This window comes from Actinoplanes sp. L3-i22 (assembly GCF_019704555.1).
GTDB lineage: Bacteria > Actinomycetota > Actinomycetes > Mycobacteriales > Micromonosporaceae > Actinoplanes.
Map to the genome: position 1 here is coordinate 6,588,945 of NZ_AP024745.1, position 20,673 is coordinate 6,609,617.

The 20,673-nt window shown below is 65.4% G+C and carries 14 protein-coding genes and 3 pseudogenes; 7 read left to right on the forward strand and 10 right to left on the reverse strand.

Features of this window, described 5'->3' with window-relative positions:
* Positions 1-55: 55 nt before the first annotated feature.
* Positions 56-283, forward strand: coding sequence for a hypothetical protein (locus tag L3i22_RS29680; RefSeq protein ID WP_221320818.1), 228 nt, complete (start codon positions 56-58; stop codon positions 281-283).
* 26 nt (positions 284-309) lie between these two features.
* Positions 310-639, forward strand: a complete 330-nt coding sequence (locus L3i22_RS29685) for a hypothetical protein (RefSeq protein ID WP_221320819.1) — start codon at positions 310-312, stop codon at positions 637-639.
* A gap of 673 nt (positions 640-1,312) precedes the next feature.
* Here L3i22_RS29685 and L3i22_RS29690 read toward each other — a convergent pair.
* A complete protein-coding gene (locus L3i22_RS29690) occupies positions 1,313-2,158 on the reverse strand; it encodes a hypothetical protein (RefSeq protein ID WP_221320820.1) in 846 nt (281 codons plus the stop codon).
* A gap of 339 nt (positions 2,159-2,497) precedes the next feature.
* Between L3i22_RS29690 and L3i22_RS29695 the strand changes: the two genes are divergently transcribed.
* Positions 2,498-2,977 carry a hypothetical protein gene (locus L3i22_RS29695; protein WP_221320821.1) on the forward strand — a complete coding sequence of 160 codons (480 nt, stop codon included), beginning with the start codon at positions 2,498-2,500 and terminating at the stop codon, positions 2,975-2,977.
* Positions 2,978-3,023: 46 nt separating this feature from the next.
* Here L3i22_RS29695 and L3i22_RS29700 read toward each other — a convergent pair whose 3' ends face one another.
* The 6 genes and pseudogenes from L3i22_RS29700 to L3i22_RS53775 all read right to left on the reverse strand — a co-directional run bounded on the left by L3i22_RS29700 (position 3,024) and on the right by L3i22_RS53775 (position 13,691).
* Positions 3,024-3,767, reverse strand: a complete 744-nt coding sequence (locus L3i22_RS29700; RefSeq protein ID WP_255657253.1) for a transposase — start codon at positions 3,765-3,767, stop codon at positions 3,024-3,026.
* Positions 3,768-3,807: 40 nt separating this feature from the next.
* Positions 3,808-3,997 (reverse strand): annotated as a pseudogene (locus L3i22_RS54660) (IS630 family transposase); the annotation flags it as partial.
* A 40-nt stretch (positions 3,998-4,037) separates the two neighbouring features.
* A complete protein-coding gene (locus L3i22_RS54665) occupies positions 4,038-4,724 on the reverse strand; it encodes a DUF2399 domain-containing protein (protein ID WP_221330218.1) in 687 nt (228 codons plus the stop codon).
* Positions 4,705-4,749 (reverse strand): annotated as a pseudogene (locus L3i22_RS54670) (hypothetical protein); the annotation flags it as partial. The gene L3i22_RS54665 and the pseudogene L3i22_RS54670, both read right to left, overlap by 20 nt.
* Before the next feature lie 155 nt (positions 4,750-4,904).
* Positions 4,905-5,279, reverse strand: a complete 375-nt coding sequence (locus tag L3i22_RS29715) for a hypothetical protein (RefSeq protein WP_221320822.1) — start codon at positions 5,277-5,279, stop codon at positions 4,905-4,907.
* Between the two features lie 48 nt (positions 5,280-5,327).
* Positions 5,328-13,691, reverse strand: a complete 8,364-nt coding sequence (locus tag L3i22_RS53775; protein WP_255658726.1) for a putative Ig domain-containing protein — start codon at positions 13,689-13,691, stop codon at positions 5,328-5,330.
* 1,044 nt (positions 13,692-14,735) lie between these two features.
* On the opposite strand from L3i22_RS53775, the gene L3i22_RS29750 reads away from it, so the two are divergent.
* Together L3i22_RS29750 and L3i22_RS29755 are read left to right on the forward strand one after the other, a co-directional pair.
* A complete protein-coding gene (locus L3i22_RS29750) occupies positions 14,736-15,656 on the forward strand; it encodes a DNA-processing protein DprA (RefSeq protein ID WP_221320823.1) in 921 nt (306 codons plus the stop codon).
* Entirely contained in the window at positions 15,643-16,413 is a 771-nt protein-coding gene (locus tag L3i22_RS29755; RefSeq protein ID WP_221320824.1) for a hypothetical protein, read from the forward strand. The genes L3i22_RS29750 and L3i22_RS29755 overlap by 14 nt, the downstream gene beginning before the upstream one ends.
* 234 nt (positions 16,414-16,647) lie before the next feature.
* Here L3i22_RS29755 and L3i22_RS29760 read toward each other — a convergent pair whose 3' ends face one another.
* The 3 genes from L3i22_RS29760 to istA are packed head-to-tail and all read right to left on the reverse strand — an operon-like array spanning position 16,648 to position 19,331.
* Complete coding sequence (locus L3i22_RS29760; protein ID WP_255657254.1) at positions 16,648-16,911, reverse strand: hypothetical protein; 264 nt, start codon at positions 16,909-16,911, stop codon at positions 16,648-16,650.
* Positions 16,912-16,923: 12 nt separating this feature from the next.
* The gene (gene istB, locus L3i22_RS29765) at positions 16,924-17,718 is read right to left on the reverse strand and encodes an IS21-like element helper ATPase IstB (protein ID WP_221320825.1); all 795 of its coding nucleotides are present in this window, start codon (positions 17,716-17,718) and stop codon (positions 16,924-16,926) included.
* Positions 17,715-19,331, reverse strand: coding sequence for an IS21 family transposase (istA, locus tag L3i22_RS29770; RefSeq protein WP_221330219.1), 1,617 nt, complete (start codon positions 19,329-19,331; stop codon positions 17,715-17,717). The genes istB and istA overlap by 4 nt, the downstream gene beginning before the upstream one ends.
* A 178-nt stretch (positions 19,332-19,509) precedes the next feature.
* On the opposite strand from istA, the gene L3i22_RS29775 reads away from it, so the two are divergent.
* Together L3i22_RS29775 and L3i22_RS54675 are read left to right on the forward strand one after the other, a co-directional pair.
* Positions 19,510-19,929 carry a hypothetical protein gene (locus L3i22_RS29775; protein WP_221320826.1) on the forward strand — a complete coding sequence of 140 codons (420 nt, stop codon included), beginning with the start codon at positions 19,510-19,512 and terminating at the stop codon, positions 19,927-19,929.
* A gap of 167 nt (positions 19,930-20,096) precedes the next feature.
* Positions 20,097-20,417: pseudogene (locus L3i22_RS54675) on the forward strand (hypothetical protein); the annotation flags it as partial.
* Positions 20,418-20,673: the final 256 nt, after the last annotated feature.

Genomic DNA, 20,673 nt, shown 5'->3' on the forward strand with positions numbered 1-20,673 from the left:
CACACAACCTTGCCCAGCTAGCCACTTGTAGCCTATTGTCGCCATCATGCGATCGATGACTGACGGTACGGAAGTCCGTCGGCTCCGCGAGCACCAACAATCCACCGCTCGCGAACTCGTGGCCGAGGCCGGCGCCAAACACCACGATCTAACGCGGCTCCAGAGCGGCGCCTGTGGACACATCGCCACTCCTTGCCCTGTCATCGCAGGCACGGCCCACGCCGATCTCGACGGCTCCAAACTCTGGACGTTCAGCCGCTGCAATGCGCAGGCCGCGACATGAGGCCCGGCCCCTGGACCGCCGACGAGGTGCAACAATTTCTCAGTTTGATCTTGTCCAACCTTCAAATCAGTAACGCCCGGACACGAGGTGCTACGCCTATCAAAGAGGTGGCCGAACTCTGCGGCTTCTCCCCCACCAGCCTCGTCAAAGACTGCCGAGCCGACAAATTCGAGCATTGTAATTACGGCGATGGTCGCTCCATGACCCCTGATCAAGTCGAGAAATTCCTCGCCAAGGTCACCCGTGGGGGTGACTACGCCGTGATAGACGAGCAGGGTCGCGACGAGATGGCCGAAGCACGCGCCGCTTCACTCAAGTCAGCTGGCCGCCAGCGCCCGCGAAAGGACGCCGCATGAGCCTGGCAACGATCACCCAGGCTTCCCGTAGCAGGGCTCGCCGACGATAGCGAAGGCGAGCTTCTCGTTCTAGCAGCCGGATCGGCGACTACACCGAGGATCAGTTGACCGATCTCGGCAACCGGGGTCGTCGATCAGCACTACCTGCCGCAGCTGTGGGGTCTGCTGCAGGTAGTCAGCGCCCGGCAGGGCGGCGTGCGTACCCCGTTCCGGAACCTGATCTTCGCGGCCGACGGCCCCAAGCCCGAGCTGGTACTCGCCGATGCGGTCAGTAACACCATCGAGATCGTGAAGAACGCGCAGTTCTGCCTGGTGTGCGACCGGCCGCTGAGCGAGAGCGGGCTCAGCTGGGCGGAGCTGGTCGCCTGGTGGGCCGATCGGAACGCCGAGCCCGGCATCAGTGAGTGCGATGCCGCCACTCAGCTGTACCGCCGCCCGGCCCGCTCGCTCGACGCTGGCCGAGAGCGGGCTGCGGAGCCCGGACCCGAGCGGCTGACGTTCCGGGCCTACCGGGAGCTGCTGGCCGAGCACGGGTTCGGCCTGCCGGCGTTGATCCCGCAGGTCTATCTGCATTTCGACCCGAACACCCAAGGCCGCCGGTCCGGCGCGGCCGGTCCGCTGCCCCGCCGGCGCATGGACTACCTCATGCTGCTGCGCGGGCGCCGCCGCCTGGTCATGGAGATCGACGGCAAGCACCACTACGCCGACGGCGCGAGTCCCCCGCCTGTACGCGGAGATGATGCGCGAAGACCGGGCGTTGCAGCTGGAGGGCTACGAGGTGTTCCGGCTCGGCGGCGACGACCTCTTCGACGCCGGACAGGCCACCCTCATGGTCCGCGACTTCCTCGAGCGCATCCTGCGCACCCACGGTTACCTGCCCCCGAGGGAGGGGCCTGCGGGTCGCCCGGTCTGAGCCAGGCAGCCGCCAGCACAGCACCAGCCGTTGGAAACTGCCGAGCCGGTGAAACGCGGTGAACCCGCCCAGCAGGAACGCGTGCGCCGCCAGATAGGGCCGTACCTCGTCACCGACCCACGGCGGCGCGGCGGCCCGGAACTCGGCCACGGTGCGGCCCAGCATGGCCTCCCACCGCTCGGCGGGCCAGTCCCAGTAGCTGCCGGCACCAGGCTGCGCGCACCGCGTCAACACAAGCGCGACCACGTCCAGCATGGCGCGGCGCCGGTGCGGGGTCGGCGGGGAGTCCAACCCGGCGTTGACCGCGTCCAGCAGGCGCAGCAGCCGGGCGATGACCGGCCAGCCCGGCGCGGCCGGATCACCGGTCTTGAGCCGCCGCAGGGTGGCCAGCCCGAGTTCGCCGATGGCGGCGGCTTCCTCGGCTCGCACGACGATCCGCAGCCGAGGTTGTCCCACCGCGACATCGACGCTGACTGGGGACAAATTCTCCCTATCATCGCTGCTGCCATCGGGAGCCGCATCGGTGGCGTCGCTGGAGCGGTTATCGGCGGGCTCATCGGAGGCGGATTCGTCTGGTGGTATAAGAAATACTGCACTCGCGACCATGGAGCGGTCTTCACCGCAACAGTAAGGGCTCACAAGGTGTGGCGTCTCTCCTACCCGGACAAGTGGGGCTCGGTGTTCCACTGCGCTCGATAAGTGCGTCGGCGTCGTCGGCCAGCCAGACTTGCGCTGGCCGACGACGCCACCTTCGGCCAACAACAGCGCCCGGCGACGAAGCCGAACGGGATCATCACGACCAGCACGAAGCAGATCACGGCGGCGAGGTCGCAGCCCAGGAACATCAGGAAGCCGCTGCCGAAGTTGAACCACAGAAACGTTGAGAATGAAGCGACCGGTCTTCAAAACACCAGAGACCGACAGTCGGCAAGAGGAGACCTCGCAATGACCCACACCGTGCCGGTGACTTTCCAAACGACTCTCGGCCAACGCCTTCAACATGCTGGTGCCGCAGGATTCGCAGGCATGGTGACGGTAGCAGTGTTAACGCAATTCTTCGCTGCAAGTAACCGGCCAATTACTCACAGAATTATCATCGGCCTCATAGCCTTTGCCGCGCCGGCAGTGGCCGGCTACACCAGCCTTCTACCAATACGCGTCGTCGCTGACCGCGCCGGCATCCTCGTTATCACACGCAGTCGCTTGTCGACGACATTTACGCCCTGGGCACAAATTTCCCACGTGCAGACGCGGCGCCGCTTCGGACAAACCAAATTAGTAGTAGCGACATTGTCCGGAGCGACGATGGTGCTCCCGGTGCCGTACAGTGGCCTCCTACTCGAACGAAACCGTTGGTTTGCAGAAAATATTCAAGCAATACTAATTCTCAAGAACGAGTCGTTAGAAACCGGCAGCAACGAGTAAATTCCGAAGCCAGGCCGCGCTGTTCAGTGAGATGCTTCTATAGCTGTTAAGTGCTGCTGATGGCAGGGTTGGCGCCGTTCAGAGTCCGGAAGAGCTGTCTGCTGATGTAGCGCTTGAGGCTGCGCATGATCTCGCGTTTTGTGCGGCCCTCGCTGGTGCGGCGGGCGACGTAGTCGCGGGTGCGCGCATCGTGGCCCATGCGGACCAGCGCGACGGTGTAGAGCGGTCGGTTGAGGCGCCGGTCGCCGCCGCGGTTGAGCCAGTAGCGGGTGGTGTTTCCTGATGATGCCGGTAGGGGTGACGCGCCGGCCAGGGCAGCAAACGCCGCCTCGGATCGGATGCGTCCGGGGTGTGACCAGGCGAGTAGCACGGTTGCGGCGACGACGGCGCCGACGCCGGGCAGGGCGAGCAGTTGCGGCGCTTGCGTGCTGACGGCTTGCTGAAGTGCCGTGTGGTTGGCGGCGAGTTCGGCGTCGAGAGCGCGGATGCGCCGGGCCAGCCGGATGGCCTCGGCGCGGCAGATGACCATCGTGGTGCCGTTGTTCCGAGTGCGCCAGGCTGCGATGGTCGCGATCGTCGTGGTGGTCAAGGCCCGGCGGGCGTCAACGCCGAAATCGACCGTTCGCAGCAGCGCGGTCAGCGCGTTGACCGCGCGGGTGCGCTCGCCGCTCATCTGATCGCGAGCTGCTGTCAGGACTCGCAGGGCGGTGCGATCGCGGGCCTGCCGCGGCCAGCACAGGTGGTCGAGTTCCAGGCTGCGGGCGGCCTGGGCCATCGCGACGGCGTCCACGACCGATCACACCAACCATCATCACTCTTCGTGGGAGAACCCGGCACCAGCGGGCCTGTTTCCGATTGCGGCGGCGCAGCGTGGACAGGCTGAGCTGTGGACGACCCAGGGCTCGCCAGATTCGGGCGGTGGTCCACGCTTTCGGGGTCAGCAGCAGTCGGTGGATGCGCTGGCCGAGTTTCGGGCTGCCCGCTGCGGGGGCGGCCGCTGCGGGGCCGGTCGGACAGCCCCCGGTCCTTCGGTGTGGTGGTGCTTACCGACGGGACCCTGCTACGAATCCTGCAGGTCTACCAGGAGTAGTTGAAGTCTGCCTTCCTCGCTTACACGTCGCCGGCGTTTTCGCATGGCGGTCGTGAGTTCGGGATCCCAAGGCGTTGCAGGAACTTGTCGCGGCGTGAATGGCTCCCCCTCGCTTTGTCCTGCCGCGTAGTCGGCCGCGGTGAGCCGCCAGGGAGTCGCCGCTGTACCCGCGTAGCGCATCAGTGCGATGGCGCCACGAAGGCCTCCGGGCTCAAAATCGGAGGACACCTTTACTTGCCATCCGGCGGCGACAGCAGCCTTGACGAGGTGGGTGACTGCCACGCTCGGTATACCGCTGCGGCACAACACTGGGGCGCAGACTCGCTGTCCGGCGATGGCAGCGAGCACGCTGATGCCCTCGACGACCCATACGGTGTTGGTGTTCGGTGTTGGCGGGGCGCAGAGCGGTCGGCTGCTGCTGGTGAGTAGTCCGATCGTGAGGACCGCAGGTTCGTTGACTGCTTGGTAAGCGCTGGCGACTGCGGTTGCGGGGTGGTCGGGGTGAAGGGGCAGGTTCCAGCCGATGGCTTGGCTGGATATGTTGTCGGCCCATACGCCGACGGCGGCCCAGCTGACTCCTCGAACCCGCCCGCCGGATCGCCGACGTCGTCGCCTGGTCCATCTTCCGGCGCCGCCATCAAGCCACCGCGATACCAGCCACTACGCCCGCCAAGCCCTCACAGAACCGTAAAACGGATCTCCTGCTGGAGTACTAACCGAGCGGGTTGCGTACCGACTTTCGGGCTACCTGCTTAGATAATGGACTCGTTTCCCCGGAATGGTGCGGGGCGAGGAAGGTCGCCGTAACCTTCCTCGCCCCGCACCATTCTTATAGATCTAGATGTGCTTTGGTTTCCGACTGATCTTTATGGCGGGCTCGTAATCACCCTCAGCCACCTGCCATCCAGCTGCTTCAAGGATTTTGCGAAGCGCTTCATACATTGCATTGATCGACTTATACAATTGATTGGTGTCCGGTTCCCCTTCTTTCGGCACCGTGTCGAGCAGCCCAGCGCTTGGCTTCCATCTGGCGAAAACGCCACCTTCATCGTCCTGGGACGATGGATCATAGTAGACGACAAATCCTTCGATCAAGTTTACGGAGCCGGTAAAGCAATCGCCTGCTTCTTCAACTTTCAAGCCGATGAATCGAAGATCTGCAGCAACTGCCTGTGCCAGCTCTTGGAGGTTGCCTTCTTCTTCTGGAGACACCCTTCCGACTACCATATCGCTCCTATCGTCCGCCATCGGATCCTACCGTTATTCGCCACGCCGATATTTAGCTTTTGCAACTAGCTTGCTCAGCTCGCCGGTCTCGAATTGATTCTTCGCCCTGCCAAGCTCGGTCTTTCGAGTATGCCAGTCTACCGAGTAGGTTATATCTGCCTCATCAAAACGCTTGTCCATCTCCAGCATCGGGTCACAGCTGTCTGGGCACGGCTTCCGCTCGGAGTAGAGTTCTACTACTACGTCGTCCGGCTTCAGCTGATCAATGATCCTCTTCTCTGAGTGTCCCGATGGGCCGCTCGAGCTTTCGACAATACGTGTCGTTCCGTCCGGCGCCCGAACTCTGGCAACAGCGACATTGTGCTCGGCGTCCCAAAGTCCGTTTCCTCGCCGGAAGTCGGCGGCCCGGCGTGATAGGTCGTGATCGTCTGAGTCGTAGTCGATCTTCCTCGGGCAATTGAAATTGTGCACCAGGATGGGCGTGTTACCGGCGATCACGTAGTACGTGTGGATGCGGTCGACGGTCAGGTTGTACATGGTCATGCTGCCGGTGAAGGTGCGCACCGATGTGACCGCAGTGGTGATGCCGTTGGTACTGCTCAGGGTTGTGCCGGCAACGAGGTTCTGGGCGTCGGTCCATTCTTGGTTTTCGGGTGTCCAGAACGGGTGGTGTGCGGTGGTGTGGATTACGGAACCGTCGGCGAGGGTGAGGTCGGTGAGATCGGTGTCCGTGTTGATGAGTAGTTCGGTTACCGGCCGGGCGGAGGCCGTCTGGCTGGAGGGGTCACCGGCCAGCACGAGCTGCCCGGGGCGAATGTCCTGAATGGCGGTAGTGCTGCCGTCCGCCATGAGTACGGGGGTATCACCGCGGAAGCTGTTGAAGGGGAGGCATTCCTGGCGGACACCATTACGTCCACGGAGGAACTTTCGGATCAGGTCGTAGACGTCGTAGACCGTCGCCGCATCATCAATTTTGCCGCTAAGGTTTTCGCTAGCCCAAAGGTCGATTGCGCAAATTGAAGAACTTGCATAGTCCGTACATCCCGTGGTGAAGATGTCTCTTTTGCGTACGGTAAGAAGGTTTCCGCCGTGGTCGTACCATCTTTGCTCGTCCACGTACTTGTAGATTATGAAACGTTCGTAGTCATCGACGGTGCAGTCTTTTACTCCGAGTTCGCACAGCCACGGTTCTTCTTTTTCTCCGGCGCGGTCGTAATATTCTCTGGCCAGCGTTCTGACGCCTTGACATACTGCTTGGCACAGGCCAGTTTCAGCATCCCAGAAAAGAACTTGCCCGCTGAACTGATCTTGGTCTTCAGCGTGCGACGTCGGAACGAAGGCGGTGCCTTTTTCCACATAGAGGCTCAGGTCGACCTGGAAGTTCGGGTCCTCGTCCTGGACGCCGCCGGTGTGGGTTCGCACCATGTCGGTGGTGCCGAAGGATGTGTTGTTCAGGCGGTAGATGTCGGTCTTCGTCATCGCGAAGCCGGCGTTGGTGCCACTCGACAGTTCGAGTGATTCGCCGATGACCGTCATCGCGCCGATTGCATCGATCCTGGCGAGCCTCAGGGTCGGCGGCTGGGATTCCTGCTGTGATATTTCTGCCATGACGTACAAGGCGTTGTCGGCGTATGCCATGTACGAGCCCGAGACGTGGTAGCGAAGGTTGTTGTTGATCTCGGAGATGGTGCCGATGGAGCGCCCCACCTGCTTGCCGCCTGTGTCCTCGGCCAGCACTGTCGTTCTTGTTTGGTCATTGACGATAAAGACACCGGACTCGAAGGCGGCCATCAGGGCCTCGGCGGGGAGATCCTGTCTGACTTTGTTGGTGATGCCGCTTTTGAGTCCGTATTGGTACAGGGTGTTCGACTGGTCAATGGTGTAGAGGAATTCGCCGGCTATGGAGGATCGCTGGTTTGCCGACGCTTGCAAGGTGCGGGTGGAACCGGTGGCCGGGTTGACTGCGCGAAGGCCGCAGACGGAGTCGGAGACGTAGATCAGTGATCCGTCGTACCCGACGACGGACGCGCTGTAGAACATCGCTTGGTCGCCGGTGTTCGCGTCGCCGCATCCGGATCTGTAGCCGCCGGCCACCGTGGTGGTCTCGCCGGTGTAGATGTTGGTCTTCGATACTTTCGATCCTGAAGCGGTGTAGGCGTACCAGCCGAGGACAGTGACGCCTGACCGGATGTCAGGCAGGTTGGCGATCTTCTTCTCAGGCGAGTCGATTCCGAGCTTCGGACCGTCCCCATCGGCGATAGGGGACGTGAAGTCTCGTGAAGCTTTGCTGATGACGTAGAGGCCGTGCTGGCCAGCGGTGTAGAGGTTGGTGTTGTCGGCGGCGATGCCGACGGTGGTGGAGAGCAGGTCGTCGTTGTGGGCACCGTCGCCGGCGACAATCTGCTGGCTGCCGTCGGTCTTGCTGATCCGGCTGAGCAGGTTCTGTCCGTCGGCGAAGTAGATGTAGTTGCCCACAGAGAGAGCTGCGAAGACGAGTTTGTTGGGCATGGAGAACGTTTTGTTTTCGGCGGTGTTGCCGTTCAGTGCGAGACCGCGGAGCGAGCCGGCGCTGTCGAATCCCCACAGGTACGTATCGTCGGCAGCGAGTGGGCCGTTCATCGTGACGCCGTCGAAGACGCGGGTGGTTACGCCCGTTCCGAGGTCGTAGCGTGAGATCTTTCCTGCGCTGTCGGCGCTGTAGAGGTTTCGCCCGGCGACCGCGGTGCGCCCGCCTGCCGCAGGTCCGATCGTGGTGGTCGTGCCGTCTGCTGGTTTGACCGTCCGCAGTCCACAGGTCGGGTCATTGATGTAGATCAACTCGCCGTCGTTGCCGATGATGTTGGCGTTGTAGAAGCGCGCCTGGGCGCCCATGCCCATGTCGGCTTTGTCGCAGCCGGACGCGTCGCTGCCGGCGATTGTCGTCGGTGTGGGGTCTTTGCCCGGGAGAACCCCAACCCGTACGACCTTGGTTCCCATGCCGATGTAGGCGAAGCCGTCGAGAACCGTCATGCCCAAGGCCCACCTGTCGGGGCCGGTCCGGGTAACCATCCCGGAGTCCAGGACCGGGCCTTCGGCGGGGCTCGCGAAGGTACGGTCGACGGACGTCAGTTTGGCGAGGCCGTGTTCGCCGGAGGTGTAGAGGTATTTGCCGTCGGTGGCGATGCCGCTGGTGGTGTGCAGCAGACCGCCGTGGGCGCCGTCGCCGGCGACGATCTGCAGGCTGCCGTCGGCTTTGTTGATGCGGCTGAGCAGGTTGCGGTTGTCGGTGTAGTAGATGTAGGTGCCGGCCGACTGGGCGGTGGTGACGCCGTTGCCGGGCAGCGGGAACGTCTTGGCCGTGGGGCTGCCGTCGAGGGCGAGGCGGTAGAGCTTGTTGTCGGAGTTGTTGAATCCCCACAGGTAGCTGTTGTCAGCAGCCAGAACGCCGTACATGTCGATGTTCTCGAACATGCGGGTGGTTTGGCCGGACTGCAGGTTGTAGCGCCAGGTACGGCCGTAGCTGTCAGCGGTATAGAGGTTGTTGCCGGCGATGGTGGAGCTTGCTGCGAAGGGCGCGGGAACGGTGCGGGTAGCGCCGGTGTTCGGGTTCACTGCCCGCAGCGCGCAGTTGAAGTCGGCGACGTAGATCAGGGAGCCATCGGTGCCGATGACGCGGGCTCCGCTGGAGAAGCGGGCCTGGCTACCGTTGCCAGCGTCGCCACATCCGTAGCCATCGCTGCCGGCTACCGACTGTGCGGTAGCGGTCGCACCAGCGGCGAGGTCGTAGCGGACGACTTTGGCGCCTACGACGGTGTACGCGTAGCCGCCGAGCACGGCAATGCCGCCGCTGTTTACATCGGCGCCTAGCGGACGGACATCGCCGAAGTCGACGGCGGCGTGGTCGGCGGGCTCCTGGAATACACGGGGGGTGGAGGTGAGTTTGGCGAGGCCGTGGTCGCCGGCGGTGTAGAGGTAGGTGCTGTCGGCGGCGATGCCGGTGGTGTTGTAGAGCAGGTCGTCGTCGTGGGCGCCGTCGCCGGCCACAACCTGCAGGCTGCCGTCGGTCTTGCTGATGCGGCTGAGCAGGTTGCGGTTGTCGGTGAAGTAGACGTAGTCGCCGGCCGACCGTGCGGCGGTGACGCCGTTGCCGGGCAGCGGGAACGTCTTGCTCGCGGTGCTGCCGTCCAGGGCAAAGCGGTTGAGCGTGTTGTTGGAGTTGTTGAACGCCCACAGGTACGTGTCGTCGGCGGCCAGCATGCCGTACAACTCGATGTTCTCGAACAGACGAGCCGTCTGACCCGACTGCAGGTTGTACCGCCACATCCGGCCGTTGTTGTCCGCCGTGTAGAGGTAGTGACCCGCAATGATCGAGCTCGCGGCGTACGGCGCGGTAAGGGTGCGGGTGGTGCCGGTATTCGGGTTGACTGCGCGCAGGCCGCAGTTGAAGTCGGCGACGTAGATCAGCGAGCCGTCGGTGCCGATGACTCGAGGGACGTTGTAGAAGCGTGCCTGGCTGCCGCTGCTGGCATCGCTGCATCCGTAGTCGTTGCTACCGGCAACCGTCTGAGCAGGGGCGTTCTTGCCGGCGGTGACGTCGTAGCGGACGACTTTGAGGCCTACAACGGTGTACGCGTAGCCGCCGAGCACAGTCACGCCGCCGCTGTTGACATCCGGGCCGAGCCCGTTGACCGTGCCGGAGTCCACGACGGGGCTGGTGGCAGGTGGTGTGAAGGTACGCACGGTGGAGGTGAGTTTGGTGAGGCCGTGGTCGCCGGCGGTGTAGAGGTAGGTGCTGTCGGCGGCGATGCCGGTGGTGTTGTAGAGCAGGTCGTCGTTGTGGGCGCCGTCGCCGGCGACGATCTGCAGGCTGCCGTCGGTCTTGCTGATGCGGCTGAGCAGGTTGCGGTTGTCGGTGAAGTAGACGTAGTCGCTGGCCGACCGTGCGGCGGTGACGCCGTTGCCGGGCAGCGGGAACGTCTTGCTCGCGGTGCTGCCGTCCAGGGCAAAGCGGTTGAGCGTGTTGTTGGAGTTGTTGAACGCCCACAGGTACGTGTCGTCGGCGGCCAGCATGCCGTACAACTCGATGTTCTCGAACAGACGAGCCGTCTGACCCGACTGCAGGTTGTACCGCCACATCCGGCCGTTGTTGTCCGCGGTGTAGAGGTAGTGACCCGCAATGATCGAGCTCGCTGCGAAGTTTGTTTGGATGGTTCGTGTGGCCCCGGTGGCGGGGTCGACGACCCGGAGGCCGCAGATGAAGTCCGCGACGTAGATCAGCGAGCCGTCGGTGCCGATGACCCGGGCGCCGTTGTAGAAGCGTGCCTGGCTGCCGCTGCTGGCGTTGCCGCATCCGTAGTCGTTGCTACCGGCAACCGTCTGAGCAGGGGCGTTCTTGCCGGCGGTGACGTCGTAGCGGACGACTTTGAGGCCTACGACGGTGTACGCGTAGCCGCCGAGCACAGTCACGCCGCCGCTGTTGACATCCGGGCCGAGCCCGTTGGCCGTGCCGGAGTCCGGGGTGGGTCCGGTGGCGGGTGCGGCGTAGATCTGCCAGGGGAAGGAGGTGCTGCCCGCGCGCCCGTTGTCGCTGGTGGCGGCGACGGTGACGGTGAAGGTTCCGGCGGAGCGTGCGGTGCCGGTGATGACGCCGGTGGTGCTGTTGATCGTCAGGCCGTCGGGCAGGCCGTCAGCGGTCCAGGTCAGTGGCCCGGCGGACTCGGTGACGGTGATCGGCGGCTGTGCGACGGGCTGACCTTGGTCGGTCGCGTTCGGGGTGGGCGCGGTCAAGGTCAGAGCCGGGGCGGCGATGACGAATGAGAAGGTCACCGTGCTGGTGTTCTTCAGGATGTCGGTGATGGTGACGGTGACGTTCGTGGTGGTCCCGCGTGTGGGGGTGCCGCTGATGAGACCGGTGCCTGCAGCGAGGGTCAGGCCGGCGGGCAGGCCGGCGGCTGTCCAGGTATATGGGGCTTTGCCGCCGGTGACGGTCAGCTGCTGGGAGACCTCGATACCGAGAGTGCCCTGCACGGAGCCGGGGTTGGCCAGGCTCGTGGGGCTGACGATCGTCCAGGAGAGGTTGAGGATGCCCGCTGTGCCGGAGGAATCGGTTGCGGTGATCTTGACGGTTCCGGTCATAGCCGTGGTCGGGGTGCCGGAGATGACACCGGTCACGGTGTCGAGGGTCAGGCCGGCGGGCAGGCTGTCGGCTTTCCAGGTGTAGGTGCCGGCGCCGCCGGTGGCTGCCAAGGTGAGCTGCGCGCTGATGCCGACGGTGCTGTTCTGCTCGCCGGGGTTGGTCACCGCGACCGCTGCTGTGACGGTGATGGTGAAGGAGACGCTGCTGGTGCGGCCGACGTTGTCGGTGACGGTAGCGGTGGCCCGCGTGGCGCCGGCGGCGGTCGGGGTGCCCGAGAGCACGCCGCCGCTGGTGACGGCAAGACCGGAGGGAAGGCCGGTCGCGGTCCACGTGTACGGGCTTGTGCCACCGGTCGCGGTCAGGGTGAGGGTGCCGGCGAGGCCGACCGTGCCCGTCTGCGCGCCCGGGTCGGTGGCGGCTACCGGCACGGCGATCGCCCAGGTGAAGGTGCGCGTCAGCGTGCGGCCAGCCGCGTCCTTGACTGTCGCGGACACGGTGGTGGTCGCCGCGGTTGTGGGGGTGCCGGCGATGACGCCGGTGGTCGTCGCGGACAGTCCCGCGGGCAGGCCGGTTACCGTCCAGGTGTAGGGGCTGGTGCCGCCGTCAGCGGACAGTGTTAGCGAGCCTGCGACGCCGACGGTGCCCTGCTGGGTGACCGGTGCGGTGAATGTCAGCGGGCCGGCGACGTTCCAGGTGAAGGTGGTGCTGCCGGTGCGCCCGTTGGCGTCCTTGGCGGTGAGCGTGACCGTCGACGAGCCGGCGGTGGTCGGGGTGCCGGAGATGACACCCGCCGTGCTGATGGCCAGCCCGGCGGGCAGACCGGTCGCGGTCCACGTGTACGGGCTGGTCCCGCCGGTGGCGGTCACGGTCAGGTTCGTGATCGCCGCACCGGTGGTGCCGTTCTGGGTGGTCGGGGCGGTGACCGACGGGCCGGCCGCGACAACCCAGCTGAACGTGCGGGCCAGCGTGCGCCCGGCCGCGTCCTTGACCGTCGCGGAAACCGTGGTGGTCGCCGCGGCTGTAGGCGTGCCGGAAATGACGCCAGCCGTTGTCGCGGACAAGCCGGCCGGCAGGCCGGTGACCGTCCAGGTGTAGGGGCTGGTGCCGCCGTCAGCTGACAGGGTCAGCGTGGTCGGCTGACCGACGGTTGCCTGTTGCGTGGCTGGCGCGGTGAATGTCAGCGGGCCGGCGACGTTCCAGGTGAAGGTGGTGCTGCCGGTGCGCCCGTTGGCGTCCTTGGCGGTGAGCGTGACCGTCGACGAGCCGGCGGTGGTCGGGGTGCCGGAGATGACACCCGCCGTGCTGATGGCCAGCCCGGCGGGCAGACCGGTCGCGGTCCACGTGTACGGGCTGGTCCCGCCGGCAGCGGTCACGGTCAGGTTCGTGATCGCCGCACCGGTGGTGCCGTTCTGGGTGGTCGGGGCGGTGACCGACGGGCCGGCCGCGACAACCCAGCTGAACGTGCGGGCCAGCGTGCGCCCGACTACGTCCTTGACCGTCGCGGAAACCGTAGAGGTCGCCGCGGTCGTGGGGGTGCCGGAGATGACGCCGGCGGTCGTCGCGGTGAGTCCTGCGGGCAGGCCGGTGACCGTCCACGTGTAGGGGCTAGTGCCGCTGCTCGCGGACAGGGTCAGCGAGGTGGCCTGTCCGATCGTGCCCTGCTGGGTGGCCGGTGCGGTGAACGCCAGGGCGTCCGCCACGTCCCAGGTGTATGACAACGGAGCGCTCGGGATCTTCGACGCGGCGGTAGCGGTGACCTTCGTCGTGAACGAGCCGTTGGCTGTGGGTGTGCCGGTCACCGCGCCGGTCGACGAGTTGATCGTCAAACCGGTGGGCAGGCCTGTCGCCGACCATACGTACGGCGTTGTCGCGCCACTTGCCGAGTGCGTGATGCCGGACACCGCGGTGCTCCGGAGGCTGGTCCGGTATCCCGGAGCGGCGAGGGCGGCTACTACTGGTGCGGTGCCTGTCGTCCATGAGAACGAGGCGGTGTTGGAAAGGTTCGCGGCGTCCTTAGCGGTCACTTTCGCCGCGTAGGTGCCTGCCGTTGTCGGGGTGCCCTTGATGACGCCCGTGAGGGCATCGATGGTTAGGCCGGGTGGCAGGTTGGTGGCTGACCATGCCAGCGGCAGTGTGCCCCCGGAGGCGGTCATTGCCAGGTCGCTGACCGGATTACCGACGCCGCTGAACTGGCCCGCCGGCACGGTGACCGCCGGAGCGGTGGCGGCCTGCGCGGCTGGAGCCTGCAGAAGGGTGGCCAGCACCGCTATGACGGACAGCATCACTGTTGCGGTGATGCGGCGTGTTGGTCGAGGCGCGCGCCGTGGCGTAGGTAGCGAAGCCGCGCTGGCCTTGTGACTACTTTCCATTCCCACCTTATTCCGAGCAGACGGATACAGAGCAAGGGTCCGTTTTGCGGCATATGAAAGGAACGGCCGTTTGGGCGGCCACCTGTCCGGGCCGCTCATCCGACCCGCCTTCGCGTGCCAATGGTCATGCCCGATCGGATGAGTCGGCGGCTTCCAGCCTGCCGATACGAGCCCCTGGGGACGCAATGCGCTGCACGCACCACAGCCGTTTCGAGGTTGATCGCGAGCCGAGTCATCTCACTGCCGGGCGTTCTCAGCTTCTGTACGGCCGAGCCGCCGACGGCCGGGCTGACTGCGTCTGCGATCTGCCATGCATGGATCGCAGTGCGCTCCAGCGTGAATTACCCGACCGGATGGAATGAGCACGGCCTCAGCGATCATCGCGAACCAGCGGGCGTGCCCACACTGGCCAGCACTTTGCTCTTCCGGGCGTCACCACGAGCTACCCATCGCCCCCGGCAGCATCCTGGGCACCGACGTCGGGGTGCTGCGCAACAGCGCTTTCTTCCCGCCGACCCGCGGGATCACTATCGGCGCTCTCAGACCCGAGGATCAGTACGGTCTCGCGACAGCGCCGGATGCCGAGGCGACCACGGCCAGCGCGAGAAGCTGTTGCGGCCGGCCGACAGCGGCCGATACAGCCTTCTTGCTTTCAACCTCGGGCAACCAGCAGGCACCCGACGCACAAGCCATTGCCTAACCGAGGGTCTCGGCCTGCCGAACGAGCCAGTTCGGCTGGAATCGGACACGGCAGGTGGCGCGCTCAGCGGGGTGAAAACCTGACAGCCAAGCCCTAAGGAGCTCGGATCTCAGGGCGGGGCTGGTGTACGAACATCCTGGTCAGCCGAAATTGTCGTACGTCCGTTCGATAATAATGGCCAAGCTCATCTGAAGGGAGGAGCAGCAATGGCTCCCGCGCCGCTGCCATTCACCGCGCTTGCTTCTAGGATCACTGCCATGCGACACGACCGTCAGGGGCAGGTGACAGCTCTCATCGCCCTGCTCCGACGGCCCGGCGCCCACTGGCACGAGATCACCTCGGACGTACTGACCGGCGGCGACGCCATAAGTGTCCTCGAGCGGACGCTCGGCGACCGCGACACGCTGTTTCCCGATGATGCCGCGGTGACCACCGCTCTCAACTCCGCTCTTACCGAGGTACAGGCGTGGGAAGCCGACGGCATCGGGGTGCACACTCTGTTCGACACCACGTATCCGGCGCGGCTACGCGACATCCGGGAGATGCCGCCGCTGGTATTCACCCGCGGCACCTTGGCTGAGGACCGACGTGCCGTTGCTGTCGTCGGAACCAGAAAACCCACCGACCGTGGCATCGACACCGCCGAGAAGATCGCTTCAGCCCTTGCGGAATCAGGATGCACCGTCGTCTCCGGACTCGCTCTGGGCATCGACACCGCCGCGCATACGGCCGCACTGCGAGCCGGTGGTCGCACGGTCGCTGTCATCGGCACCGGAGTCAACCGGTACTACCCTGCGCCGAACCGGCCCTTGCAGCAGCGCATCGTCCGTGACGGCCTGGTAATCAGCCAGTTCTGGCCGGAGGCCTCGCCGACCAGACAAAGCTTCCCTATGCGGAACGCCGTGATGAGCGGCTACTCCGCTGCGACTGTCGTCGTCGAGGCTGCTGAGAAAAGCGGTGCGCGCATCCAAGCTCGTCTCGCGTTGCAGCACGGCCGGCCGGTGGTGCTCGCCGACTCGCTGCTGGTACATGAGTGGGCCCGTGACTACGCCAGTCGGCCCGGCGTCGTCGTAGTCGGCACGGCCAGCGAGCTCATCGCGGCCGTCGAACGCATCGTCCAGCAGATCCCGGATTCCGACGACGCGCTGGAGGGTCTGCCGCGCCTTGCCAACACTTAGAGAGTGGACGGCCGCACAGACGGCCGAAGTCGACCTGGTTCAGCGGCAGAGCACCTACCTGCGTAATCCCCTTCCGCCCGGTGCCGGCATCTGCACGGTATGCCGCAGCAGCGCCAGCGAAGGATTTCAACTCTGCTACCAGTGCGACCAGCATCGCATGGAGGCCCGCGGCCAGCTGGCCGATGTGGTCGCGCCCATCTCCTATGCGATCAAACACACGCAGCATGCGCACAACCTTGCCGTCTACAAGGCCGCGCCACCCTCCGTTCAGGCTAAGCGCAGCCTTTCCTCGCTGGCGATCATATTCATCGCCTATCACTGGGAATGCTTGACCGCCGCCCTCGGCGGTCCGTTCACGCACATGGTCACCGTGCCGTCCACCAGGGCTCGAGCGGGAGTTCATCCCCTCAATAGCATCGTTGCCAGCCGGCTGTGGCTCCCTGCGCTCAATCCTCAGGCCAATCCTCGCTATCCGGCGGAAGACCGTCGCTTCCATACCGACAGGTTCATCCTCCCGCCCGGCGGTGCTGCGGGGGCTCGCGTGATGCTCATCGACGACACTTGGACCACCGGCAGCCGCACCCAGTCACTGGCTTTCGCGCTCAAAGCAGCTGGCGCCACAGCGGTTGCCGCCATACTCCTCGGCCGGCACGTCAACCCCGACTACGGTCCGTCCAAGGCACTGGTTGACCGTCTCCGCACGGGACCAGACTTCGACTACAGACGATGTGCATTCGAGGCCGCCCCGGTGTGGTGACCCGCTCCGGATGGGCTGCTGTCAATGTGCGGTCCCAGGGCATGCTTGACCGTTTGTTATCGGGACATGCTTGACGATCAGGCCCGACAGTTGATCTTCTTCTCGGCGCCCCGTTCGGGTGGCTCGGGGCGGTCGTGGATCAGCAGGCTTTGGTCGAGTACCGGTGATTATGTCGGCGAGAACGAGGGCCGTTTCTAAGCGAGTTTCGGAGCCGGCTCGGGCTGGTCGGCTTGATCAATGTCGGTGAGTTTGAGCGCCACTCTCGCGCGAGTTGGCCGCCCGCCCAGGCCGTGATCCGCCGGGTTCGGGCGAGGTCTCGAGGCGTTGGCGGGTGAGTGCGAGCATGTCGATCAGCCATCCGGGCCCGCCGGTGATGTGCCTGGCTTGCAGCAGGTCGTCGAGGTCGTGGTGGACGGCGGGAGCAGCGTGGGCGAAGAAGTCTTCGCAGATTTCGAGCAGTAGCGGCAGGAGGTCGTCGCGGGGTTCGTCGGTGTCCATGAGCCGACCGGTTCAGGTTTGCGTGCGAGTCGCGTCTTCGGCGCGGGCTCGGGTCTGGGCGAGGCGGTAGGAGTCGGTGCCGGTCTCGATGATGTTGCCGCCAAAGGTGATCCGGTCGACGATCGCGGCGCAGAGCCGCGGGTCGGTGAAGGTCTTGGACCAGCCGGAGAACGACTCGTTGGAGGCGATCGCGACCGATGCCTTCTCCTCGCGTTCGGTCAACACTTGGAAGAGCAGCTCAGCGCCGCGTTTGTCGAGTTCCATGTAGCCGAGTTCGTCGATGCAGAGCAGGTCGACGCGGCCGTAGCGGGCGATGGTTTTGGCGAGGATCTTGTCGTCGGCGGCTTCGACGAGTTCGTTGACGAGTTTGGTGGCCAGCACGTAGCGGACGCGGAAGCCGGCCATCGCGGCTTCGGTGCCCAGGGCGATGAGCAGGTGAGACTTGCCGGTGCCGGAGTCGCCGATCAGGCAGAGCGGTAGGCCCTTCTTCACCCAGTCGCAGGCGGCGAGGGTGTGGACGACGGCGGGGTCGACGTTCGGGTTGGCGTCGAAGTCGAAGGTGCGAAGGCTCTTGTCGCGCGGGAACGCGGCGGCCTTGATCCGGCGTTCGGAACGCCGCCGGGCCCGATCGTCGCACTCGGCCATCAGCAGTTCGGCGAGGAAGCCGCGGTAGGTCATCTGATCGCGGGCAGCAGCCTCGGCCAGCTCACTGAACTGCGAGCGGATGGTGGGCAGTCGCAGCAGCCGGCAGGCGGAGTCGACGGCGGCGTCAGCGGCCTGCTCGGTGAGTCCTCGGTGTCGTGTCATGGCCCGGTCCCTTCGACGGTGCGGCGATGGCGCAGGAGCTGGTCGTAGGCGGTGACCGTGGGCAGCGGCCGCCGGTCGGGTGGCAGTTGCGCCAGCCGCCGCTCGGTCAGCGACACCACGTTCCCGGCCGGGTGCCGCATCGTCGGGCCATCCAGCGACCGGTGGTCGTCGGTCTCGGCGAACTTGCGAGCCTCCAACGCGACCGCGTCGGCAGTCAACGCGCCGGCGCGGACAGCGGTGGCCAGGCCGGCGACGACATGGTCGTGAGGCATGTGCCGGTGCAGCAGCAAGACCTCGATCAGGGCTCGGGTGCCGGCGGCGTCGCCGTGGACCCGGCGGACGGCTTCCCACCAGGCGTCGTGCACCGGCGTGAACTTGCCCGCCGCCCGTGCTTGCTCCAGCGCGGTGGCCCCGGGAAGCGCGCCGGGTTTGCGCAGCAGCGCTTCCAGGTAGTGGTCGAGATCGAGCCGGGATCGGGACTTGGCCATCAGGCGTTCGTGCCGGGCCACTGGGGTGCGGCCGTCATAGATCACGAGGTCGGAGGCGTGCAGCTGGACCCGGACCTGCCGGCCGACCAGGCGGACCGGCACGGAGTAGCGATTCGTGCGGACGGTGACCTGGCTGAACCGGTCGACCCGTGGTGTCAGCCAGGTGCCGGTCTCGAACTCCTCGTCAGGCAGCGGCGTGAGTTGCGGCTGCTCGACGGCGAAGTGCTCGCCGATGGTGTGCGGGCGGGTGCCGATGCGGCGGGCGTCGTCAGCGGCGTCCCACTCGTCGACCATGGCGTTGAGCTGCTCGAACGAGTCGACCTGTGGGACTGGGACGAGGTGGTTGCGGCGGAACCAGCCGATCTGCCCTTCGACGCCGCCCTTCTCGTGGGCGCCCTGGATGCCTGGTTGACAGTAGAAGGCGTCGATGCCGTAGTGGGATCGGAAGGCGATCCACCTGGCTGTTTCCACCCGCTGGCGGGTGAAGCCGAGCACCTGGGCGACCGCGGCCTTCAGGTTGTCGTAGCGGATCTTGCCCGTCGGAACACCGCCGAGCGTGGTGAACGCGTGGACATGGCCTTCCAGGAATGCCTCGGTGCCGCCCGAGGCGAAGATCCGGTGCACCGCCTTGCCAGAGAACGACAGCCGCAGCGAGAACAACATGCAGGTCACCGGCTCGCCGCGCAGGTTGATCACAACCTCACCGAAGTCGACCTCGGCCTCCTCACCCGGCCGGTGCGTCTGGGGGAGGAACACATTGACCGGACCGCGGCCAGCCTCGGCCCGAATCTTCGGCTTGCGTTCGGCGACATAGCCCCGGACGACCTGGTAGGAGACGCCGTGCATGCCGTGCTCGTCGATCAGCCGGTCGTAGATCCGTTTCGCGGTGTGCCGCTGCTTGCGCGGCGCGTCGAGATCCGCCTTGAGGATGTCGTCAATGACGGGCTTGAACGGGTCCAGCACCGACGGCCGTGGCGGCAACGGCTTGCGTTCCCGGGGCCATGCCGACGCCAGCGCGTCGCTGACCGTGTGCCGGCTGACCCGGTACTTGGTCGCGATGGCCCGTCCGGACATGCCCGCCCGCGACTCCCTACGAATCGCCGCGAACAGCTCGACCTTCGACATCCGCGGCATCGGCGGACCTCCGTCCCGACCAGCCGATGCTCCCACCGCAGTCCGTGGCGCTGAAACTCAGCGACATCGAATACACCCGATCGAGGCGGCCAGCCGGTGGCGCTCGAACTCGGTAACAAATCCAAGGTCAGCGCCCTGCGCTGTCTTCTACACCTGAGATGATCTTTCAATGCAGTCGTTGCCTCAATCCGATGACCTGACCTCGCTAGTCCTTCGCACGGACTTCGACGACGATCGTCGCTGGGAAGCTTTCATGGAGAGTCTGAGCAGGATCGGCGACTACCGGATGGCCACCTTCGTCAGCGACACCGTGTATGCCGGCGCGACGGTCCAACAACTCGTTGACGCAGACGCCGCCGCCGACATCGACGACAAGGTGTTCTACCTGTTTGTCGTCGACTCGAAGACTCTGGCTGATGATGAGCACCCGCTTCTCGCTGTCGATCTGGACACTGAACCAGGCCGCAGCTTCCGCGTTCCGGTGCAGTTCTACGCCGATGTCTCGGCGAACCTTTCGATCGCCAACATGGATTTCGCCGACTTCGCGGACGCTGTAGACGCGACCGGAACCTACCGAGGCTTCGACTAACCCACAGACCTCGCCGCCGAGGCTCTCGCGCCGCCAGGGACCAGGCTCACCTGAACGTGAAAATGACGGTGGCGCCGAAACTCACCGACACGAGCTCGCGGCAGAAGTTAGTGGCGCCCGAGAACGGATAGATCTGGCGCTGACACTGACCGACAGAACCATACCGGTATCAGGCGGTGCGTGTGGCGCTGGCGAGCGCGTCGATCACGCAGGTCGCTGCCCAGTACAGGACATCGCGGCAGTCGCTGCATACGTGGCGGGCCCGTTTCGAGGCCGACGGCAAGCCCGGACTGGCGGAGACGCGCCGTTCGAGCTGCTCTCGGGCAACGGCACGCAGTTCACCGGCCGGCACGGCCAGGACCGGCCAGTTGCGGACCCCCACCGCCGACTCAGCAGCTGACGGCGAGGAGCTTGCCATCCGGCCTCGCGAGGACACCACACCGATCGCGCGTCTCCGAGCCCGCGGCAAAGACGCCCACCCTGGCTGACGTCAAGCATGTCTCGACGACAAACGGTCAAGCATCTCCTGAGACCACACACCGACAGCTGCGGATCGTTACCGCCGCGGAACAGCACGGTGTGTCGTCAGGGGTATGAGTGGTCAAACCCGGCCTCTCGCCAACAAAAGGACCGGTCTCTGCGCTGCCTCACAACTCGAAGCCCTCATTGAGCGCTACACCGGGGGCGGTGACGGCTCTGTGACGATCCGGTGATTTTGTCAGCGACAACGGGGTTCCGTCCCGC

Coding starts and splice junctions, on each gene's coding strand:
- L3i22_RS29680 (WP_221320818.1), top strand. CDS start 56: ATGACTGACGGTACGGAAGTCCGTCGGCTCCGCGAGCACCAACAATCC.
- L3i22_RS29690 (WP_221320820.1), bottom strand. CDS start 2,158: ATGGTCGCGAGTGCAGTATTTCTTATACCACCAGACGAATCCGCCTCC.
- L3i22_RS29695 (WP_221320821.1), top strand. CDS start 2,498: ATGACCCACACCGTGCCGGTGACTTTCCAAACGACTCTCGGCCAACGC.
- L3i22_RS53775 (WP_255658726.1), bottom strand. CDS start 13,691: ATGCTGTCCGTCATAGCGGTGCTGGCCACCCTTCTGCAGGCTCCAGCC.
- L3i22_RS29750 (WP_221320823.1), top strand. CDS start 14,736: ATGCGACACGACCGTCAGGGGCAGGTGACAGCTCTCATCGCCCTGCTC.
- L3i22_RS29760 (WP_255657254.1), bottom strand. CDS start 16,911: ATGGACACCGACGAACCCCGCGACGACCTCCTGCCGCTACTGCTCGAA.
- istB (WP_221320825.1), bottom strand. CDS start 17,718: ATGACACGACACCGAGGACTCACCGAGCAGGCCGCTGACGCCGCCGTC.
- istA (WP_221330219.1), bottom strand. CDS start 19,331: ATGTCGAAGGTCGAGCTGTTCGCGGCGATTCGTAGGGAGTCGCGGGCG.
- L3i22_RS29775 (WP_221320826.1), top strand. CDS start 19,510: ATGCAGTCGTTGCCTCAATCCGATGACCTGACCTCGCTAGTCCTTCGC.